This window comes from Streptomyces showdoensis (genome assembly GCF_039535475.1).
GTDB classification, from domain to species: domain Bacteria; phylum Actinomycetota; class Actinomycetes; order Streptomycetales; family Streptomycetaceae; genus Streptomyces; species Streptomyces showdoensis.
The window spans coordinates 399,915-418,984 of the sequence record NZ_BAAAXG010000028.1; the positions used below are offsets into that span (position 1 = coordinate 399,915).

The 19,070-nt window shown below is 74.2% G+C and carries 18 protein-coding genes; 11 read left to right on the top strand and 7 right to left on the bottom strand.

All coding sequences use genetic code 11. The features are described 5' to 3' along the window. The first annotated feature begins 63 nt into the window (after positions 1-63). The 7 genes from ABD981_RS36470 (at position 64) to ABD981_RS36500 (ending at position 5,574) form a co-directional block, all read left to right on the top strand. Complete coding sequence (locus tag ABD981_RS36470; RefSeq protein ID WP_345530523.1) at positions 64-981, top strand: glutamate ABC transporter substrate-binding protein; 918 nt, start codon at positions 64-66, stop codon at positions 979-981. A 108-nt stretch (positions 982-1,089) separates the two neighbouring features. After that, positions 1,090-1,737, top strand: coding sequence for an amino acid ABC transporter permease (locus tag ABD981_RS36475; RefSeq protein WP_345530524.1), 648 nt, complete (start codon positions 1,090-1,092; stop codon positions 1,735-1,737). Continuing rightward, positions 1,734-2,585 carry an amino acid ABC transporter permease gene (locus tag ABD981_RS36480; protein ID WP_345530525.1) on the top strand — a complete coding sequence of 284 codons (852 nt, stop codon included), beginning with the start codon at positions 1,734-1,736 and terminating at the stop codon, positions 2,583-2,585. The genes ABD981_RS36475 and ABD981_RS36480 overlap by 4 nt, the downstream gene beginning before the upstream one ends. Positions 2,586-2,746: 161 nt before the next feature. Next, positions 2,747-4,396, top strand: coding sequence for an FAD-dependent monooxygenase (locus ABD981_RS36485; RefSeq protein ID WP_345530526.1), 1,650 nt, complete (start codon positions 2,747-2,749; stop codon positions 4,394-4,396). Positions 4,397-4,443: 47 nt separating this feature from the next. Next, positions 4,444-4,515 (top strand): putative leader peptide, encoded by a 72-nt coding sequence (locus ABD981_RS36490; RefSeq protein WP_317852217.1) that lies wholly within the window; start codon positions 4,444-4,446, stop codon positions 4,513-4,515. Between the two features lie 76 nt (positions 4,516-4,591). Then, positions 4,592-5,146, top strand: a complete 555-nt coding sequence (locus tag ABD981_RS36495; protein ID WP_345530527.1) for a cupin domain-containing protein — start codon at positions 4,592-4,594, stop codon at positions 5,144-5,146. Continuing rightward, entirely contained in the window at positions 5,143-5,574 is a 432-nt protein-coding gene (locus ABD981_RS36500) for a rhodanese-like domain-containing protein (RefSeq protein ID WP_382748577.1), read from the top strand. Before ABD981_RS36495 ends, ABD981_RS36500 begins: the two co-directional genes overlap by 4 nt. Positions 5,575-5,637: 63 nt before the next feature. Here the strand turns inward: ABD981_RS36500 and recX are convergent, their stop codons facing one another. The 4 genes from recX to ABD981_RS36520 form a co-directional block, all read right to left on the bottom strand. Then, complete coding sequence (gene recX / locus ABD981_RS36505; protein WP_345530529.1) at positions 5,638-6,204, bottom strand: recombination regulator RecX; 567 nt, start codon at positions 6,202-6,204, stop codon at positions 5,638-5,640. A gap of 4 nt (positions 6,205-6,208) precedes the next feature. Continuing rightward, positions 6,209-7,339, bottom strand: coding sequence for a recombinase RecA (recA, locus tag ABD981_RS36510; protein WP_345530530.1), 1,131 nt, complete (start codon positions 7,337-7,339; stop codon positions 6,209-6,211). Positions 7,340-7,531: 192 nt separating this feature from the next. Beyond that, positions 7,532-8,752, bottom strand: a complete 1,221-nt coding sequence (locus ABD981_RS36515; RefSeq protein ID WP_382748608.1) for an AI-2E family transporter — start codon at positions 8,750-8,752, stop codon at positions 7,532-7,534. Between the two features lie 238 nt (positions 8,753-8,990). Further along, positions 8,991-9,185, bottom strand: a complete 195-nt coding sequence (locus ABD981_RS36520) for a DUF3046 domain-containing protein (protein WP_046911781.1) — start codon at positions 9,183-9,185, stop codon at positions 8,991-8,993. Positions 9,186-9,264: 79 nt separating this feature from the next. Between ABD981_RS36520 and ABD981_RS36525 the strand changes: the two genes are divergently transcribed. Then, entirely contained in the window at positions 9,265-10,197 is a 933-nt protein-coding gene (locus tag ABD981_RS36525) for a hypothetical protein (RefSeq protein ID WP_046911780.1), read from the top strand. A 165-nt stretch (positions 10,198-10,362) separates the two neighbouring features. Here ABD981_RS36525 and ABD981_RS36530 read toward each other — a convergent pair whose 3' ends face one another. From ABD981_RS36530 to ABD981_RS36540, 3 genes are all read right to left on the bottom strand, one after another. Then, entirely contained in the window at positions 10,363-10,671 is a 309-nt protein-coding gene (locus ABD981_RS36530; protein WP_046911779.1) for an AzlD domain-containing protein, read from the bottom strand. After that, the gene (locus ABD981_RS36535) at positions 10,668-11,399 is read right to left on the bottom strand and encodes an AzlC family ABC transporter permease (protein WP_046911778.1); all 732 of its coding nucleotides are present in this window, start codon (positions 11,397-11,399) and stop codon (positions 10,668-10,670) included. Before ABD981_RS36535 ends, ABD981_RS36530 begins: the two co-directional genes overlap by 4 nt. A 97-nt stretch (positions 11,400-11,496) precedes the next feature. Continuing rightward, the gene (locus ABD981_RS36540) at positions 11,497-12,378 is read right to left on the bottom strand and encodes an AraC family transcriptional regulator (protein WP_123955179.1); all 882 of its coding nucleotides are present in this window, start codon (positions 12,376-12,378) and stop codon (positions 11,497-11,499) included. A gap of 90 nt (positions 12,379-12,468) precedes the next feature. Between ABD981_RS36540 and ABD981_RS36545 the strand changes: the two genes are divergently transcribed. The 3 genes from ABD981_RS36545 (at position 12,469) to ABD981_RS36555 (ending at position 18,837) form a co-directional block, all read left to right on the top strand. Further along, positions 12,469-17,151 carry an Lhr family ATP-dependent helicase gene (locus tag ABD981_RS36545; protein ID WP_046911777.1) on the top strand — a complete coding sequence of 1,561 codons (4,683 nt, stop codon included), beginning with the start codon at positions 12,469-12,471 and terminating at the stop codon, positions 17,149-17,151. Between the two features lie 33 nt (positions 17,152-17,184). Then, positions 17,185-17,982 carry a DNA-formamidopyrimidine glycosylase family protein gene (locus tag ABD981_RS36550; protein WP_046911776.1) on the top strand — a complete coding sequence of 266 codons (798 nt, stop codon included), beginning with the start codon at positions 17,185-17,187 and terminating at the stop codon, positions 17,980-17,982. Positions 17,983-18,072: 90 nt separating this feature from the next. After that, a complete protein-coding gene (locus ABD981_RS36555; RefSeq protein ID WP_046911775.1) occupies positions 18,073-18,837 on the top strand; it encodes an SDR family NAD(P)-dependent oxidoreductase in 765 nt (254 codons plus the stop codon). Positions 18,838-19,070: the final 233 nt, after the last annotated feature.

A 19,070-nucleotide genomic window follows, 5' to 3' on the forward strand; every position in this document is an offset into this window, starting at 1 on the left:
GTCGCCCCGGGCGACGTGCTGCACACTGACGATCAACTACCCACGACCTGAGGGATGTTCACGATGAAGCTCCGCAAGACCGCGGCCGTGGCCGTTGCCGTACTCGCGCTGACCGCGACCGCCTGTGGCGGCAAGGAGGGCTCGGCCGGCGACAAGCCCGCCACCAAGCCCGGTGACGCCGCCGCCCCCAAGCTCCCCACGTACGCCGTCGCGAGCGGGGTGGACCTGAACTCCCCGACCTTCAAGAAGGCCAAGGAGCGCGGCAAGCTGATCATCGGCTCCAAGGCGGACCAGCCGTACCTCGGCTTCGAGGACCAGGCCACCAAGGAGCGCTCCGGCTTCGACATCGAGATCGCGAAGATGATCGCGGCCGAGCTCGGCTTCTCCCCCGACAAGATCGAGTGGAAGACCGTCAACTCCAAGCTCCGCGAGACCGCCATCTCCACGGGCCAGGTCGACTACTACGTCGGCACCTACACGATCAACGACAAGCGCAAGGCGCAGGTCGGCTTCGCGGGCCCGTACTACAAGGCCGGCGCCGACCTCCTGGTCCGCAAGGACGAGACCGCGATCACCGGCCCGGAGAGCCTGAAGGGCAAGAAGGTCTGCTCGATCACGGGCTCGACCCCGCTCCAGGAGATCAAGAAGCCGCAGTACGGCGCGGAGACCGTCGAGCTCGGCAAGTACTCCGACTGCGTCCAGCAGCTGCTCACCAAGCAGGTCGACGCCGTCACCACCGACGACTCGATCCTCAAGGGCTACGCCGCCGCCAACAAGGGCAAGCTCAAGGTCATCGGCAAGCCGTTCACCGAGGAGCCCTACGGCATCGGCATGCCGAAGGACGACAAGATCCTGCGCGACAAGGTGAACGACGTCCTGGAGAAGTTCGAGAAGGACGGCACCTACAAGAAGATCTACGAGGCCACCCTCGGCCTCTCCGGCTCCGCCTACACCGAGCCGCCGGCGGTCGTGCGCTACTGATCCGCCCGCGCGAGAGCGCCCCGTACGCGCCTGGCGCTGCGGGGCGCCCCCGCCCCCTGCCCGTAAGCCCGCCGCCCGCCCGCCGCTGACTGCCGACGCGGAGTCATCATGAACGTACTGCTCGACCATTTCCCGGAGTTCCGCGACGGATTCATAGGAACCGTGTCGATCACCGCCGTCAGCTCGGTCATCGCCCTGGTCCTCGGCATCGTGATCGCCGGCTTCCGGGTCTCCCCCGTCCCCCCGCTGCGCTTCTTCGGCACCGCCTGGGTGACGCTGCTGCGCAACACCCCGCTGACCCTGCTCTTCCTGGTCTTCTTCTTCGTCGTGCCGGAGATCCTCTTCCCGGGCATGAGCCCCTTCGTGCTCGCCTCGCTCGCGCTGGGCTTCTACACCTCCTCGTTCGTCTGCGAGGCCGTCCGCTCCGGCATCTCCACCGTGCCGCTGGGCCAGGCCGAGGCAGCCCGCTCGCTGGGCATGAGCTTCTCGCAGACGCTGCGGCTGATCGTGCTGCCGCAGGCCACCCGGACGGTGCTGCCCCCGCTGAGCTCGATCTTCATCGCGCTGACCAAGAACTCCGCCATCGCCGGCGCCTTCAGCGTCACGGAACTCTTCGGCTGGCAGACGCTGATGAGCGAGCAGGGCTACGCGATCGCCCCGGTCTTCCTCTGGGTCGCCATCGCCTACCTCGTCATCACCTTCGCCATCAGCGGTCTCTTCCGTCTCCTTGAGCGCACCATGGAGGTCGCCCGATGAGCGCCAGCGTTCTCTTCGACGCCCCCGGCCCCAAGGCCCGCGTCCGCAACCGGATCTACGCCGTCGTCGGCACCCTGCTGATCCTCGGCCTGCTCGCCGTCAGCGTGGTCCGGCTGAACGACAAGGGGCACCTCGCCCCCGAGATGTGGGACATCTTCAACTACTCGGGCATCCGGCAGAACATCGCCGACGCGCTGCTCGCCACGCTGAAGGCCTTCGGCCTCGCGGCCGTCGGCTCGCTCGTCCTCGGCGTGGTGCTCGCCGTCGCCCGGCTCTCCGACCACAAGCCGGTCCGCTGGGTGGCCACCGGCTTCATCGAGGTCTTCCGCTCGCTCCCGCTGCTGATCACCATCTACGCGGTGTGGGTCGCCTTCCTCACCGACTACTCGATGTGGGCGCTGGCGCTCGGCCTGTCGATCTACAACGGCTGCGTCCAGGCCGAGGTGCTGCGCGCCGGCGTCAACGCCGTACCGCGCGGACAGCGCGAGGCCGCGTACGCGCTCGGCATGAGCAAGACCCAGGTGATGACCACCGTCCTGCTGCCGCAGGCGATCCGGGCGATGCTGCCGACGATCATCAGCCAGCTGGTGGTGACCCTCAAGGACACCTCGCTCGGCTACATGATCCTCTACCCCGAGCTGCTCTACTCGGCCCAGCTGATCGCCTCCAACACCCTGGTCAACGGCCAGTACCCGTACGTCTCCGTGATCGTGGTCTTCGGCGTCATCTACATCGCCCTGTGTCTGGCGCTCTCGGCGCTCGCCACCTGGATCGAGAAGCGCGGCCGCCGGGCCAGGACCGGCTCGGCCAAGGGACCCGCCGACACCCCTGACAGCACGAAGAACTGACGGCATGTGACATCATCCGGGGGCAGTGGCGACCGCCGCTGCCCCTGTCACTTGACGCACGCACCCGCAGTGGGTTGCATACGTTCTGTGATCAAGCTCCGGGCCCGCGCCACACTCCGCTGTGCTACCCGCATGACCGTACGGCCCTCAGGAGCCACGCCGTGGACCCGGTGATCATCGTGGGCGCGGGGCCCGTCGGCCTCGCGCTCTCCCTCGCCCTGGCCGCCCAGGACGTGCCCAGCGTCGTCCTCGACGAGAGCCCGGGCAAGGAGGAGCCACGCCCCGCCCGCACCGTCGTGCTGCGCGCCGACATGGCCGCCCTGGTGGAACGGCTCGGCTGCACCACCCTCCGTGACGAGGGGGTCCGCTGGGTCGGCTGGCGCTCCCTGCGGCGCAAGCAGCAGACCCGGCACGTCCCGCTCGACCTGGGCCTGTCCGGGGACGCCGGCGCGGCGGAGGGGACCGAGGGCCCGCCCGCGCCCCTGCACATCCCCCAGCACGCCCTCGCCCGCGGCCTGCGCGACGCGATCGCCCGGCACGAGCTGATCACCCTCGTCCCCGACTCGCGGGTCGACGCCGTCGAGCAGGACGCGCACGGCGTCGGCGCCCGCACCCGGGGGCCCGACGGCACCTGGTGGCGGGGCAGCCACCTGGTCGGCTGCGACGGCGCCCGCTCGACCGTGCGCAAGCTGCTGGGAGTGCGCTTCCCCGGCCGGACGGCGGTGGAACGGCACGCGGTCGCCGCGCTGCGCACCGAACTCCCCTGGGCCGGCGAGGCCCTGCTGCACCGTCAGCCACCGTGGCGCGGCGCGGGCGAGGAGATCTCGGCACGGCCGCTGCCCGACGGCGTGTGGCGGATCGACTGGCTGCTGCCGCCGCGCGGCGACCTGGTCACCCCCGACGCGCTCGTGACCCGCATCCGCGACACCCTGGCCGGCTGGTGCGAGGGCACCACCCCGCCGTACGACCTGATCGACACCGGCGTGCACACCGTGCACCACCGGCTGGCCCGGCGCTGGCGGGTGGACCGGGTCTTCCTCGCCGGGGACGCGGCGCACCTGCTGGGCGCGGTCGGCACCCAGGGGCTCGACGAGGGGCTGCGGGACGTCGACAACCTGGCCTGGAAGCTGGCCCGCGCCTGGCACCACCGGGACACCTCGCCCGCCCTGCTCGACAGCTACCAGAGCGAGCGCCGCGCGGCCGTCGCCGCGCGGCTGCGGGCGGCCGACCAGTCGCTGCCGGTGCTGCGCGGCGGCGGGGGCCTGCGGACCTATCTGCCCGGCGGCGGGCGGGGGCACGACGCCCTGCTCACCGACGGGCACCTGGGGCGCGGCCCGCTGGGCGCGCCGCCCGCCTATCCGCACTCGCCGCTGGCACCGCCGGCCTCCGAGGGGCGGATCCCCGTGGGCACGCCGGACGGGGCCCCGGCGGAGGACGTCCGCGTGACGGCCCCGGACGGGACCACCGTGCGGCTGCGGGACCGGCTCGGGCGGGGGCGGCTGCTCGTCGTCCTCGTCGCCCCGGGCACCGGGGTCTGGGACCGGCGGCACTGGATGAGCGCGGGCGTGATGCCGCGGCTCGCGGAGGCGGTGGACGCGCTGCCGGCCCCGGCCGAACTGCTGGTGACGGAGGGCTACCCGGGCGCCCCGGCCCACGCCGTCCTGCTCGTCCGCCCGGACGGGCACCTGGCCGCCGCCTTCGCCGGGGTCCGCCCGGAGGAACTGCACGCCGCGGCGGACGCGGTACGGGGCGGAGGCCCGGCCGTCCAGGAGTCGTCCACGGACAGCGACCGCACAGCGGACGTCAATTGACCCTCGCAGGCGCACATGGTGTACTCCGGAACGTGACCGACACCGATGTGCGCCTGTGGCGGAGGGTCCATATGGACCTGGTCCGCTACGCGGGCTGCATGTGTCGCCCGTCCTGCTGAATTCGCATCCCTCTTCCGCTTCTTCGCGCGCCCGCCCGGTCGTGCGCGCTTTCGCGAACCCTCAGGACGGTCCTCCGTGTCCCAGACACAGCACGCCCCCACGCCCGTTTCCGGATCCCGGTCGGGCCCGCCTCCGGGCTCCCCCACCGCGGCCGATCTGCTGGACTTCGTCCGGCGCACGGCCGCCGACACCGCACTGATCGCCTCGCTGCCCCTCGACCCGGAGGGCCGCACCTGGGTGCGGCTGGACGGCCCCGGCGGGAGCGAGGCCTGGCTCATCGGCTGGCCGCCCGGCACGGGTACCGGCTGGCACGACCACGCCGAGTCGCTGGGCGCCTTCGCCACCGCGCGCGGGACCCTGAAGGAGCACTCGCTCGCGGTACGGCTGCCGGCCGGCGGCTGGAAGAACCTGGAGCTGGCCGACGGGGTGGACCGCCGCCGCGAGCTCCCGGCCGGCCAGGGCCGCGCCTTCGGCCGGCACCACGTGCACGAGGTCCTCAACGAGTCCGGCACCGAGCACGCGATCTCGGTGCACGCCTACTATCCGCCGCTTCCCCTGATCCGGCGCTTCAGCCGGTCGGGCGCGGTGCTCCGTCTCGAGCAGGTCGAACGTCCGGAGGACTGGCAGTGAGCGAGGGGACGGCCGACGGCCGCGTCGGCATCGACGAACTCCTGGAGCGCGTACGGGCGGGCCTCGACCGCGTCGACGCCCGGACCGCCTACGAGGCGTACGAGGCGGGTGACGCGCTCCTGGTCGACACCCGCTACGCGGCGCTGCGCGAACGGGACGGCCTGATCCCGGGCGCGCTGATCGTGGAGCGCAACGAACTGGAATGGCGGCTCGACCCCCTGGGCAGCCACCGCGCGCCCCAGGCGTACAGCCACGACCTGCGGGTCGTGGTCTTCTGCAACGAGGGCTACGCCTCGTCCCTGGCCGCCGCGTCCCTGCGGCAGCTGGGCCTGCACCGCGCGACGGACGTCATCGGCGGCTTCCAGGCCTGGAAGGCGGCGGGCCTCCCGGTCCTGCTGCCGGCGACGGGATCGGGCCGACGCCACTGAGGGCGGGTCGGGCGCGGGGCATCCCTGTGCCCCTGAGCCCCTCGCCGGAGGTCTGGGAGGGACCTAGAAGGGTCCGTCCAGGCCGTCGGTGTCCTCGCCCTCCTCGGCCAGGGCCTGGCGGACCACCCGCAGCGCCATGCCCTCCGGGTAGCCCTTGCGGGCGAGCATCCCGGCGAGGCGGCGCAGCCGCCGGTCCCGCTCCATGCCCCGGGTGGCGCGCAGCTTGCGGTCGACGAGCTCGCGCGCCCGGGTCTCCTCCTGGTCGGAGTCGAGCCGGTCGACGGCCTCCTGGATGAGCGCGGCGTCGACGCCCTTGGTGCGCAGCTCGCGGGCGAGGGCCCGGCGGGCCAGACCCCGGCCGTGGTGCCGGGACTCGACCCAGGCCCCGGCGAAGGCGGCGTCGTCGATGAGCCCGACGTCCTCGAAGCGGGAGAGGACCTCGTCGGCGACCTCGTCGGGGATCTCCCGCTTGCGCAGGGCGTCGGCGAGCTGCTTGCGGGTGCGGGGGGTCCCGGTGAGCAGGCGCAGGCAGATCGCCCGCGCCCGCTCAGCCGGATCCTGGGACGACAGCTCCTTCTCGGCCCTCGACGAGTCGGGGCTGTCGTCCGGCCATTCGGTGCGGCCCGTCACCGGTTCAGCTCTTGGCCGCGGTGGCCTTGGTCACCTTGGCGGCCTTGGCCGGTGCCGGGACGGAGCCGGCCGCGTCGGCGCCCGCCTCGCCCGAACCGCTCGCGGCGTCGGTACCCGGCTCGGCCGAGGGCTCCTCGGGCCGGACGCCGACGCCCAGCTTCTCCTTGATCTTCTTCTCGATCTCGTCGGCGAGGTCGGGGTTGTCCTTCAGGAAGTTGCGGGCGTTCTCCTTGCCCTGGCCCAGCTGGTCGCCCTCGTACGTGTACCAGGCGCCGGCCTTGCGGACGAAGCCGTGCTCCACGCCCATGTCGATCAGGCCGCCCTCGCGGCTGATGCCCTGGCCGTAGAGGATGTCGAACTCGGCCTGCTTGAAGGGGGGCGCGACCTTGTTCTTGACGACCTTGACGCGGGTGCGGTTGCCCACCGCGTCCGTGCCGTCCTTGAGGGTCTCGATGCGGCGGATGTCGAGCCGCACGGAGGCGTAGAACTTCAGGGCGCGGCCACCGGTCGTGGTCTCCGGCGAGCCGAACATCACGCCGATCTTCTCGCGGAGCTGGTTGATGAAGATCGCGGTGGTCTTGGACTGGTTGAGCGCGCTGGTGATCTTCCGCAGCGCCTGGCTCATCAGCCGGGCCTGCAGACCGACGTGCGAGTCGCCCATCTCGCCCTCGATCTCCGCGCGCGGGACGAGCGCGGCGACGGAGTCGATGACGATCAGGTCGAGGGCGCCGGAGCGGACCAGCATGTCGACAATCTCGAGGGCCTGCTCGCCGTTGTCCGGCTGGGACAGGATGAGGTTGTCGATGTCGACGCCCAGCTTGCGGGCGTACTCGGGGTCGAGGGCGTGCTCGGCGTCCACGAAGGCGACCTGGCCGCCGGCCCGCTGCGCGTTGGCGACGGCGTGCAGGGTCAGGGTCGTCTTGCCGGAGGACTCCGGGCCGTAGATCTCGACGACACGGCCGCGCGGCAGGCCGCCGACGCCGAGCGCGACGTCCAGGGCGGTCGATCCGGTCGGGATGACCTCGATCGGCTCCTTCGAGCGCTCGCCCATGCGCATCACGGCACCCTTGCCGAATTGCCGTTCGATCTGTGCGAGCGCGGCGTCGAGCGCCTTCTCGCGGTCGGTTCCTGCCATGGGTTCCACCCGGTTTGCTTGAGTCGATCGCTTCATGTGAAAGACGCTAACCCCTGCCACTGACAATGGGCCCCGGCGCCTCCTCCAGCCTGTGGATAACTCGGCGAAAACCCCGTGGTTCCAAGGCCCTGACTCTCATGAGAATGGATGTTCGATTTTCGTGTCAAGCGCACCACGCCGGAGCCGCGGGGGCTATCCCCGGCCCGACTCCGCCTGCTCCTTCTTGTGGTGGAGGGCCTTCTGGAGGCGCGCGACGACGGCCTCGCCATAGCGGCGGTGGCCGTGGACGCGGGGGTCGTCGGTGACGTCGTAGCGCTTCACGTACGCGCCGAGGAAGGCCTGCAGGGTGGCCACGGCGGGGATGGCGATCAGGGCGCCGACCGCGCCGAGGAGCGCGGTGCCCGCGATGACCGAGCCGAAGGCCACCGCCGGGTGGATGTCCACCGTCTTGGAGGTCAGCTTCGGCTGCAGCATGTAGTTCTCGAACTGCTGGTAGACCACGACGAACACCAGCACCCACAGCGCGTACCAGGGGTCGACGGTGAACGCGATCAGCATCGGCAGCGCGCCCGCCAGGTACGTGCCGATGGTCGGGATGAACTGCGAGACCAGGCCGACCCAGACGGCGAGGGCCGGCGCGTAGGGCACGCCCAGGATCTCGAAGAGGACGAAGTGCGCCACCCCGGAGATCAGCGCCATCAGGCCGCGCGAGTACAGGTACCCGCCGGTCTTGTCGACGGCGATCTCCCAGGCCCGCAGCACCTCCGTCTGGCGGGCCGGCGGCAGGACCGAGCACAGCGACCGGCGCAGCCGGGGCCCGTCGGCCGCGAAGTAGAACGAGAACAGGAAGATCGTCAGGAGCTTGAACAGACCGCCGAGCAGGGTCGCGGAGACGTCCAGCACGCCGGAGGCGCTGTTCTGGACGTACTTCTGCAGCCAGCCGGAGCGCAGCACGCTGTCCTGCACCTCGACCCGGGACAGATCGGTGTGGAAGTGCTGGTTGGTCCAGTTGATCAGGGAGTCGAGGTACTTGGGGAAGTTCTCGACCATGTCGACGATCTGCCCGGCGAGCATCGAGCCGAGCAGCACGACGAAGCCGACGCTGACGACGAGGACGCCGAAGAAGACGATGAAGGTGGCGAGCCCCCGGCGCATGCCGCGCGCCGCCATGCGCCCCACCGCCGGCTCGATGGCGAGCGCCAGGAAGAAGGCGAGCAGGATGTTGACGAGCAGCCCGATGAGCTGGTGGAAGGCCCAGCTGCCGAGCTGGAAGCAGGCGTAGAGCGCGAGGGCGAGCACCAGGGCGCGGGGCAGCCAGCGCGGCATTCTCGCGGCGGGGGCCGTGCCGGCCCCGGGTGCCTCCCCGGCACCCGGGGCCGGCGCCACGGCGGGGGCCGCGGGCGCGGGGCTCAGCCCGCCGTGCCCGCCGGGGGCCGGGACGCCGAGCGGGGACCGGGCCGCCTCCTCGGCGGCCGCGGCCCAGCGGGGGGCGCCGGCGCCGGCACGGGTGCCGGAGGGGCCGGCGGTGTCGGCAGCGCCGTCCTTGCCGTCGGTATCGGCGGTGTCGTCACGGGAATCGTCGTTCACGTCGTCGGTGGCCACCCCGTCAGTCTCGCGCACCGTCCGGACATTCCGGCCAGGGGCCGTCACATCATCGTTTCTCGGCCGGTACGCCGACGGCCGAGCAGACCGCCCGCCACACGTCCTTGGCCTCCCAGCCCGCGTCCAGCGCCTCGTGCACCGTACGACCGCCGAGCTCGGCCATCACATGGTCCTTGGCGAAGCTCTCCGCATAGCCCGCACCGAAGTGGTCGGCCATCCGCTCCCAGAAAATCGTCAACCGCATGAGCCCAGTATCGCGCTCTCAAGGGTGCAGCCCGGCCCGAAGCCCTTGTCAGACGCGCCATCCCGCCTACGGTCGGAACATGGCCGGAAAACCCCCAGAGAACGCCTCTCCCCTCGCTTCTCCCCTCGCTCGGGCCGAGCACTTCGTCTGGCTGACCGCCCGCGTGCTCGAACAGCGCCGGTTCGCCTACCACTTCCTGCGCGGCGGCGCCGACCCTGTCGAGACCGCCCTCGGCGCGTACCTCAACGAGGACGGCGGCTACGGCCACGCCCTCGAACCCGATCTGCGCGGCCCGGTCAGCCAGCCGCTGCACACCGCGCACGCCCTGCGGGTGCTCGACTCGATCGGGCGCTGCGGCGGGCTGCGGATCGAGCGGATCTGCCGCTATCTGACCGAGGTCTCCACGCACGAGGGCGCGCTCCCCGCGATCCACCCCTCGCAGCGCGGCTATCCGGCGGCACCGTTCGTGCCCGTCGTCGACGGGCCGCCCGGCGCGCTGCTCTCCACCGGTCCCGTGGTGGGGCTGCTCCACCGCAACCAGGTCTGGCACGCCTGGCTGTTCCGGGCCACCGAGTTCTGCTGGGCCGCCGTCGAGGCGCTGGAGAAGTCCCACCCGTACGAGGTGCAGGCGGCGGTCGCCTTCCTCGACGGGGTCCCGGACCGCTCCCGGGCCCAGGCGGCGAGCGACCGGCTCGGGCGTCTGGTGCGCGAGCAGCGGCTCGCGGTGCTCGACCCGGACCGGCCGGAGGACTTCCCCGTGGCGGACGGCTACGCCCCGGGCGAGCACCACTACCCGCACGACTACGCGCGCGTACCGGACTCGCTGGCCCGCCGCTGGTTCACGGACGAGGAGATGTCCCGCTCCCTGGACCACCTCGCGGCGAGCCAGGACGAGGACGGCGGCTGGCCGATCGGCTGGCGGCGGTGGGCGCCGGGCTCCGCCCTGGAGTGGCGGCCGGTCGTGACCGTGGAGGCCCTGCGGACGCTGCGGGCGCACGGCCGCACGATCTGACCGACCGGGCCACGGCCGCCCCGCCGGCCGTCCGCGCTCCGCGGGGCGGCCGGTTCAGGCCCCGGTCTCCCGCAGCAGAGGCGCCGCGGTGGCGGTGGCGCTCCCCCGGGGCGTGGCCAGGTCGTAGGGGCCGGGCCACGGCGGGTCGGTGCGGGGGTCGCGGTGTCAGCCGCCCAGCGCCCGCACCCCGGCCGTGACGAGCACGGCCGCGCCGACGACCACCAGGAAGGGGGCGCGCAGGACCAGGGCGAGGCCCGCCGCCGCGAGGCCCGCGGCACGGGCGTCGACGGTGAGGGAACCCTGGCTGCTGAAGGTCTGCTGGGCGGTGAGCGCCGCCAGCAGGGCCACCGGAACGAGGGCCGCGAGGCGCTGGACGAGGGGGCGCTCCAGGGTGTCGGCCGGCACGAGCAGGCCGAGCAGTTTGACCAGGTAGCAACCGGCCGCGGTCAGGCCGATGGCGAGCCAGACGTTCATCGGCCCTCCTCCTTCTCCTCGCGGCGGCCCCGGAACCAGAGCACGGCGGGCGCGGCGAGCGCGGCGGCCAGGACCGGGACGCCGGCCGGCAGGACCGGCATCAGCCCGAGGCCGAGCAGGACGGCGAGGGCCGCGGTGGCGCGCTCGGTGGCCGACTTCAGCATGGGCGCGAGCAGCGCCAGGAAGACCGCGGGGCCGGCCGCGTCCAGGCCCCACGCGCCGGTGTCCCCGATGGCCTCGGCGCCGAGCGCGCCGAGCAGCGTGGTGAGGTTCCACAGCACGTACAGGGTCAGGCCGGTGACGGTGAAGCCGAGCCGCGCGGTGCGCCGGTCCGGCTGGGCGAGGGCGACGGCCGTGGTCTCGTCGATCACCCACTGCGCGGCGAACGGCCGGACGACCCGCCGGAAGGCGAGCAGCTGGCCGAGCCGAAGGCCGTAGAAGGCGTTGCGGGTGCCGAGGAAGAACGCCCCGGCGGCCGCCGTGAACGGGTTGCCGCCCGCCGCGAGCGCGCCCACCAGGGCGAACTGCGAGGCGCCGGTGAAGACCAGCAGGCTGAGCGCGCAGGTCTGGAGCAGGCTCAGGCCGGAGCCGGCCGAGGTCACGCCGAAGGCGAAGCCGGAGAGCCCGACGGCGATCCCCACCCCGAGCGCGTCGCGGACCACGGCCGCGTCGCTCTTGGGGGGTGCGATCTCGTCGCGTATGTCCGGAGGTGCTGTCTGTTCTGCCACGTCAGAGACGGTACGGGAGGGGGCGGAACCCGTCTTGTACGTTCTTGCGCGGGGCCAGGCGTCGCGGGCTGATCCGGTCTGACCCGAAAGGCAGGACCTACCGCCCAGCCCGCTGGTAGGCCCCCGGGGGCACCCCCACGCTCCGGGTGAAGTGCCGGTTGAGGTGCGGCTGGTCGGTGAAGCCGACGGCGACGGCGGCCTGCGCCGGGGGCGTGCCGGCGTCCAGGAGGCGCCGGGCCCGCCGGACCCGGGCGTCGGTCAGCCAGGTGTGCGGCGGCATGCCGTAGGCCCCGCGGAAGGCCCTCAGCAGGGCGAAGGGGCTGGTGCCGAGCTCGGCGGCGAGCTGCTCCAGGGTCGGCGGGTCGGCCATCCGCTCCTCCAGGACCGCCCGCGCGCGTGCCGCGTCCCGGGCCCCGGCCGCGCGGGGGGCCAGCGGCCGGACGCGGCCGCCGTGGCTGCGCAGCATCCGCGCGGTGACCAGCCGTAGCAGGCTGTCGGCGGCGAGCGCGTTGCCCTCCTCGGCGGCCCGGTGCACCCCGACGACCAGCCGGGCCGCGTACGGGTCGTCGACGACCGGCGTCACGAAGCCGACGGTGCCGCGGACGGCGAGGGTGTCCGCGGCGATGGCGCGGACCAGCTCGGCGTCCGGGTAGATCGTGCGGTAGGTCCATCCCTCGGGCACGCCGGCGTGCCCGGTGTGCGGGGTGTCGGGGTTGACCAGGGCGATCTGTCCCGGCCCGGCCCGGACGAGGTCGCTGCCGTAGTGGAAGGCCTCCACGCCCTCGGTGATCGCGGCGAAGACGAAGCTCTCGTGGGTGTGCCGGGAGAACTCCTTGCGGACGTAGTGGGCGTGCAGCAGGTCCACCCCCGGCAGCCCGTCCGGACGCCAGTACCGGGCCCGCTCGCCCCGCGCGACCCGCTCGCCCGGGGCCCCGTGCTCCCGGGCCGCGCGCCCGTGCCCCGCGTCACCGCTCGCCATGTCCCCATTCTGCGCCACCCGGCTCCGCCGCCACGAACGGGTTTCCCCAGGTCCGGGCGGTTGTCAGTGGCGGGGTGCACGATGGGTGGCATGGTCAGGTCCGCGCTCGACTCGTTCTCCCCCGCGACCCGCAGCTGGTTCACCGGGGCCTTCACCGCGCCCACGGCGGCGCAGGAAGGCGCCTGGCAGGCCATCGGCGCGGGTTCGGACGTGCTCGTGGTCGCGCCGACCGGTTCCGGCAAGACCCTCGCCGCCTTCCTCGCCTCGCTCGACCGGCTGGCCGCGACGCCCCCGCCGGCCGACGCCAAGAAGCGCTGCCGGGTGCTCTACGTGTCCCCGCTGAAGGCCCTCGCCGTCGACGTCGAGCGCAATCTGCGCTCGCCGCTGACCGGCATCCGCCAGGAGTCGGTCCGGCTCGGGCTGCCCGAGCCGGACGTCAAGGTGGGCATCCGCTCGGGCGACACCCCGCCCGCCGAGCGGCGGGCGCTGGCGACCCGGCCGCCGGACATCCTGATCACCACCCCCGAGTCGCTGTTCCTGATGCTGACCTCGGCCACCCGCGACGCGCTCGCGGGCGTCGAGACGGTGATCCTGGACGAGGTCCACGCGGTCGCCGGGACCAAGCGCGGCGCGCACCTGGCGCTCTCCCTGGAGCGGCTGGACGAGCTGCTGCCCCGCCCGGCCCGCCGGATCGGCCTGTCGGCGACGGTCCGGCCGGTGGAGGAGGTGGCGCGCTATCTGTCGCCGCAGCGGAAGGTCGAGATCGTCCAGCCGCCCTCGGGCAAGGAGTTCGACCTGTCGGTGGTCGTGCCCGTGGAGGACATGGGCGAGCTGGGCGGCTCCCCGGCCTCGGACGCCTCCGGCGGCGCGGGGGGCGGCGACCGGCCGTCGATCTGGCCGCACGTGGAGGAGCGGATCGCCGACCTGGTGCAGGCGCACCGCTCGACCATCGTCTTCGCCAACTCCCGCCGCCTCGCCGAGCGCCTGTGCAACCGGCTGAACGAGATCGCGTACGAACGGGCCACCGGCGAGGCCCTGCCCGAGGGGAGGCCGCCCGCCGAGATCATGGCCCAGTCGGGGGCGGCGCAGGGCGCCCCGCCGCTGCTGGCCCGCGCGCACCACGGCTCGGTCTCCAAGGAGCAGCGTGCCCTGGTCGAGGAGGACCTGAAGGCGGGCCGGCTGCCCGCCGTGGTGGCGACGTCCAGCCTGGAGCTGGGCATCGACATGGGCGCGGTGGACCTGGTCGTCCAGGTCGAGTCGCCGCCCTCGGTGGCCTCCGGGCTCCAGCGCGTGGGCCGCGCGGGGCACCAGGTGGGGGCCGTGTCGACCGGGGTGGTCTTCCCGAAGTACCGGGGCGACCTGGTGCAGTCGGCCGTGGTGACCGAGCGGATGCGCAGCGGCTCCATCGAGTCGCTGCGGGTCCCGGCGAACCCCCTGGACGTGCTCGCCCAGCAGCTGGTGGCGACGGTCGCGCTGGACAGCTGGCAGGTGGACGACCTGCTGGCGCTGGTCCGCCGGGCGGCGCCGTTCGCCTCGCTGCCGGAGTCGGCGTTCACGGCGGTCCTGGACATGCTGGCGGGCCGCTATCCCTCGGACGCCTTCGCGGAGCTGCGCCCGCGCGTGGTGTGGGACCGGGTCGCGGGCACGGTCACCGGCCGCCCGGGCGCCCAGCGCCTCGCGGTCACCTCGGGCGGGACGATCCCCGACCGGGGCCTGTTCGGGGTGTTCCTGGCGGGCGCCGACCCGAAGAAGGGCGGCGGCCGGGTCGGCGAGCTCGACGAGGAGATGGTGTACGAGTCGCGGGTCGGCGACGTCTTCACGCTGGGCACGACGTCCTGGCGGATCGAGGACATCACCCGCGACCGGGTGCTGGTCTCGCCCGCGCCGGGCGTGCCGGGCCGGCTGCCGTTCTGGAAGGGCGACCAGCTGGGCCGGCCGCTGGAGCTGGGCCGCGCGGTGGGTGCCTTCCTGCGCGAGGTGGGCTCCCTGAAGCCGGACGACGCCCGGCTGCGCCTGGTCGCGGCGGGACTCGACGCCTGGGCGGCGGACAACGTGCTCGCGTATCTCGCCGAGCAGCGCGAGGCCTGCGGCCACGTGCCCGACGACCGGACGATCCTGGTGGAGCGCTTCCGGGACGAGCTCGGCGACTGGCGGGTCGTCATCCACTCCCCCTTCGGCGCCCAGGTGCACGCCCCGTGGGCGCTGGCGCTCGGCGCCCGGCTCGCCGAGCGGTACGGGCTGGACGCCCAGGTGATGCACGCCGACGACGGCATCGTGCTGCGCCTGCCGGACGCCGACCTCATGGGCCTCGACCTGCTCGACGCCGACCCGGGCGCACCGGTGGGCGCGGCCGGTGCGGGCGGCCCGGTGGACCCGAGCCGCTTCGGCGACACGGCCTTCGACGGCGACCAGGCCCCCGTCGGCGCGGCCGACGCCGTGTTCGACAAGGGCGAGATCGGGCAGATCGTCACCGACCAGGTCGGCGGCTCGGCCCTGTTCGCCTCCCGGTTCCGCGAGTGCGCGGCGCGCGCCCTGCTGCTGCCCAAGCGCAATCCGGGCAAGCGCACCCCGCTGTGGCAGCAGCGCCAGCGGGCGGCGCAGCTGCTCCAGGTGGCGAGCGAGTTCGGCTCCTTCCCGATCGTCCTGGAGGCGGTCCGCGAGTGCCTCCAGGACGTCTTCGACGTGCCGGGCCTGACCGAGCTGATGGGCGACATCGAGGCCCGGCGGGTGCGCCTGGTCGAGGTCACCACCCCCGAGCCGTCCCCCTTCGCCCGCTCGCTGCTCTTCGGCTACGTCGCCCAGTTCCTGTACGAGGGGGACTCTCCGCTCGCCGAGCGCCGGGCGGCCGCCCTGTCGCTGGACTCCCGGCTGCTCGCCGAGCTCCTCGGGCAGGCGGAGCTGCGGGAGCTGCTCGACGCGGACGTGCTCGCCGAGCTGGAGCGCGAGCTCCAGTGGCTGACGGAGGACCGGCGGATCAAGGACCCGGAGGGCGTCGCCGACCTGCTCCGGGTCCTGGGACCGCTCACCGACGCCGAGCTGGCCGAGCGGGGCGCCCACGCCGACTGGGCGCCGGAGCTGGGCCGGGCCCGCCGGGCCATCCGGGTCCGGATCGCCGGCGCCGAGCACTGGGCGGCGATCGAGGACGCGGGCCGGCTCCGCGACGCGCTCGGCACGGCGCTGCCGGTCGGCGTGCCCGAGGCGTTCACGGAGCCGGTGAAGGACCCGCTGGGCGACCTGCTGGCCCGCCACGCCCGCACCCACGGCCCCTTCACCTCCTCGCAGGCCGCCGGCCGTTTCGGCCTGGGCACGGCGGTCACCGATGGCGCGCTCCAGCGGCTCGCGGCGGCCGGCCGGGTCGTGCAGGGCGAGTTCCATCCCTCGGGCATCGGCCAGGAGTGGTGCGACGCGGCCGTGCTGCGCCGGCTGCGGCGCCGCTCCCTCGCGGCCCTGCGGCACGAGCTGGAGCCCGTCCCCCCGGCCGCCCTCGCCACGTTCCTGCCCCAGTGGCAGCACCTGGGGAGCAACGGCCTGCGCGGGATCGACGGGCTGGCCCGCGCGATCGAGCAGCTCCAGGGCGCGCCGGTGCCGGCCTCGGCTCTGGAGAAGCTGATCCTGCCGTCCCGGGTGCGGGACTACTCCCCGGCCCTCCTCGACGAGCTCACGACGACCGGCGAGGTGGTCTGGGCGGGGGCGGGGGCGCTGCCCGGCAAGGACGGCTGGATCTCGCTCTATCTGGCGGACGCGGCGCCGCTGCTCCTGCCGCCGCCGCACCCGCTGGAGCCGACCGCCCTCCACGAGTCCGTCCTGACGGTGCTCTCCGGGGGGTACGGACTCTTCTTCCGCCAGATCGCCGACCAGGTGCGGGCGACCACCCACCCGGACGCGACGGACCCGCAGCTGGCCGACGCCCTGTGGGACCTGGCCTGGTCGGGGCGGCTCACCAACGACACCCTGGCCCCGCTGCGCTCCCTCCTCGGCTCGGGCCGCACGGCCGGTTCCACGGCCCACCGCGCCCGGCGCACGGTCCCGCGCGGCCGGTACGGGACGCTCAGCGCCGCCGCCCGCCCCGCCTCCCGCACGGGACCGCCGACGGTCAGCGGCCGCTGGTCGCTGCTCCCGCCGCCGGAGCCGGAGCCGACCCACCGGGCGCACGCCCTGGCCCGGACGCTCCTCGACCGGCACGGGGTGGTCACCCGGGGCGCGGTGGCGGCCGAGGGCGTCGAGGGCGGCTTCTCGGCGACGTACCGGATCCTGTCCGCGTTCGAGGACAGCGGGCAGGCCCGCCGCGGCTATGTGGTGGAGGGGCTCGGCGCGGCCCAGTTCGCCATGGACGGCGCCGTCGACCGGCTCCGCGCGGCGGCCAACGCGCGGGACCGGGGCACCGAGGAGGGCGTGGGCCCCCGCGCGGTGGTCCTGGCGGCGGCCGACCCGGCGAACGCGTACGGGGCGGCTCTGTCCTGGCCCGAGCCGCCGACGGGCGCGGGCCACAAGCCGGGCCGCAAGGCGGGGGCGATGGTCGTCCTGGTCGACGGGGAGCTGACGCTGTACATGGAGCGGGGCGGCAAGACCCTGCTCTCCTGGCCGACGGACCCGGACTCCCCGGCGCTGCGGGCCGCGGCCGAGGCGCTGGCCGCGGCGGCGACGGCGGGTTCGCTCGGCACGGTGACGGTGGAGCGGATCAACGGTGCGGCCGCCCTGACCTCCCCCCTGTCCCGCGCCTTGGAGGCCGCGGGCTTCCACGCCACCCCCAGGGGCCTCCGCCTGCGCGCCTGACCCGGGCGGTGCTCCCCAGGGCATCATGGCCCCATGCCCGAAGGAGACACCGTCTGGTCCGTCGCCCGCCGGCTGGACGAGGCGCTCGCGGGGCGGGTGCTGACCCGGTCCGACCTGCGCGTGCCCCGGTTCGCGACCGCCGATCTCACCGGGCGGCGGGTGCTCGACGTCACGCCGCGCGGCAAGCACCTGCTGGCCCGGATCGAGGGCGGGCTGACGCTCCACTCGCATCTGCGGATGGACGGGGCATGGCGGGTCTTCGCCACCGGGGAGCGCCCGCGTGGGGGCGCGGAGCACCAGCTCCGGGCGGTTCTGGGGAACGCGGAGTTCACCGCGTACGGCTACCGGCTTCCGGTGTTGGAGCTGCTCCGGACCGCCGAGGAGGAGCGGGTGGTGGGCCATCTCGGCCCGGACCTGCTGGGCCCCGACTGGGACGCCGAGGAGGCCGCCCGCCGCCTGGCCGGGGACCCGGGGCGCCCGCTGGGCGAGGCGCTGCTCGACCAGCGGAACCTCGCCGGGATCGGCAACGTGTACAAGTCGGAGCTGGCCTTCCTCGCAGCCGTCAGCCCCTGGCTGCCCGTCGGCGAGCTGCCGCCGGACGTCCCCGAGCGGCTGGCGGTCACCGCCCACCGCCTCCTGGAGGCGAACAAGGCCCGCCCCGACCGCCGCACCACCACGACCGGGCGCTCCGGCGAGCGGCTGTACGTCTACGGCCGCGCGGGCCGCGCCTGCCCGCGCTGCGGCCGCCCGGTCCGCAAGGCGGAGCTCGGCGACCGGGTGACGTACTGGTGCCCCGGCTGCCAGCGCGGCCCGGGCCCGGCAGCACCCTGACCCCCACCCCCGACCGGGCCGCGTCCCCCGCCGGATCGGACCACCCGCACCAATTGACGAGCCGTCAGATCCGGTCGTACCGTCCGGGACATGGTCCTCACCGCGTACGACCTCACCGGCCGCACGGCCTTCGTCACCGGAGCGGCGAGCGGCATCGGCCGCGCCACCGCCGAGCTGCTCGCCGAGGCGGGAGCCGCCGTCCACTGCGCGGACCGCGACGCGGACGGCCTCAAGGAGACGGCGGCCCGGATCGGGCGGCGCGGCGGCACCGCGCACGTCCACGCGCTGGACGTCACCGACCGCCCGGCCCTCGCCGCCGCGGTGCGCGCTGCGGGCCCGCTGCACGTGATGGCGGCGGTCGCCGGGATCATGCACACGAGCACGGTGCTGGAGACCCGCGAGGAGGACCTGGACCGGATCCTCGCGGTCAACTTCAAGGGCGTGCTGCACGCCTGCCAGGAGGCGGCGGGCGCCATGATCGAGCACGGCGTCCCCGGCTCCATCGTGACCATGGCCTCCGGCGCGATGGACACCGCGAGCCCGGGGCTGCTCTGCTACAGCGTCGCCAAGGCGGCCGTGGTGCAGCTGACGAAGACGCTCGCCGCCGAGGTGGGCAGGCACGGCATCCGGGTGAACGCGGTCGCGCCCGGCTGGATCCGCACCCCGATGACCGACCGCCACGAGCCGGCCGCGCAGGAGCAGGCCGAGGCGATGATGGTCCGCGTCTCCCCGCTCGGCCGAGTCGGCGAGTCCGAGGAGATCGCGCACGCGGTGCTGCACCTGGCCTGCGACGCCTCCTCGTTCACGACGGGCCAGATCCTCCGCCCCAACGGCGGCATCGCGATGCCGTGGTGACCGGCCGCTCCGGCACCGCCACGGGGCCTGCCCGCCCTCCCGGGCCTCCCTGATTGCCCGGACCACCCGGTCGCCCCGAGGCCGCCGCCCGTCGTCGCGAAGAGGCGGCCACGTGCACCGGCAGCAGGCTCAGCCCCCAGCCGCCCGCGGCCACCGCCCCCTCGACCGGTCCCGCCTCCCCCGGTACCAACAGCAGGCGCATCACCGCCCACCACCAGAGCCCACCGGCCACC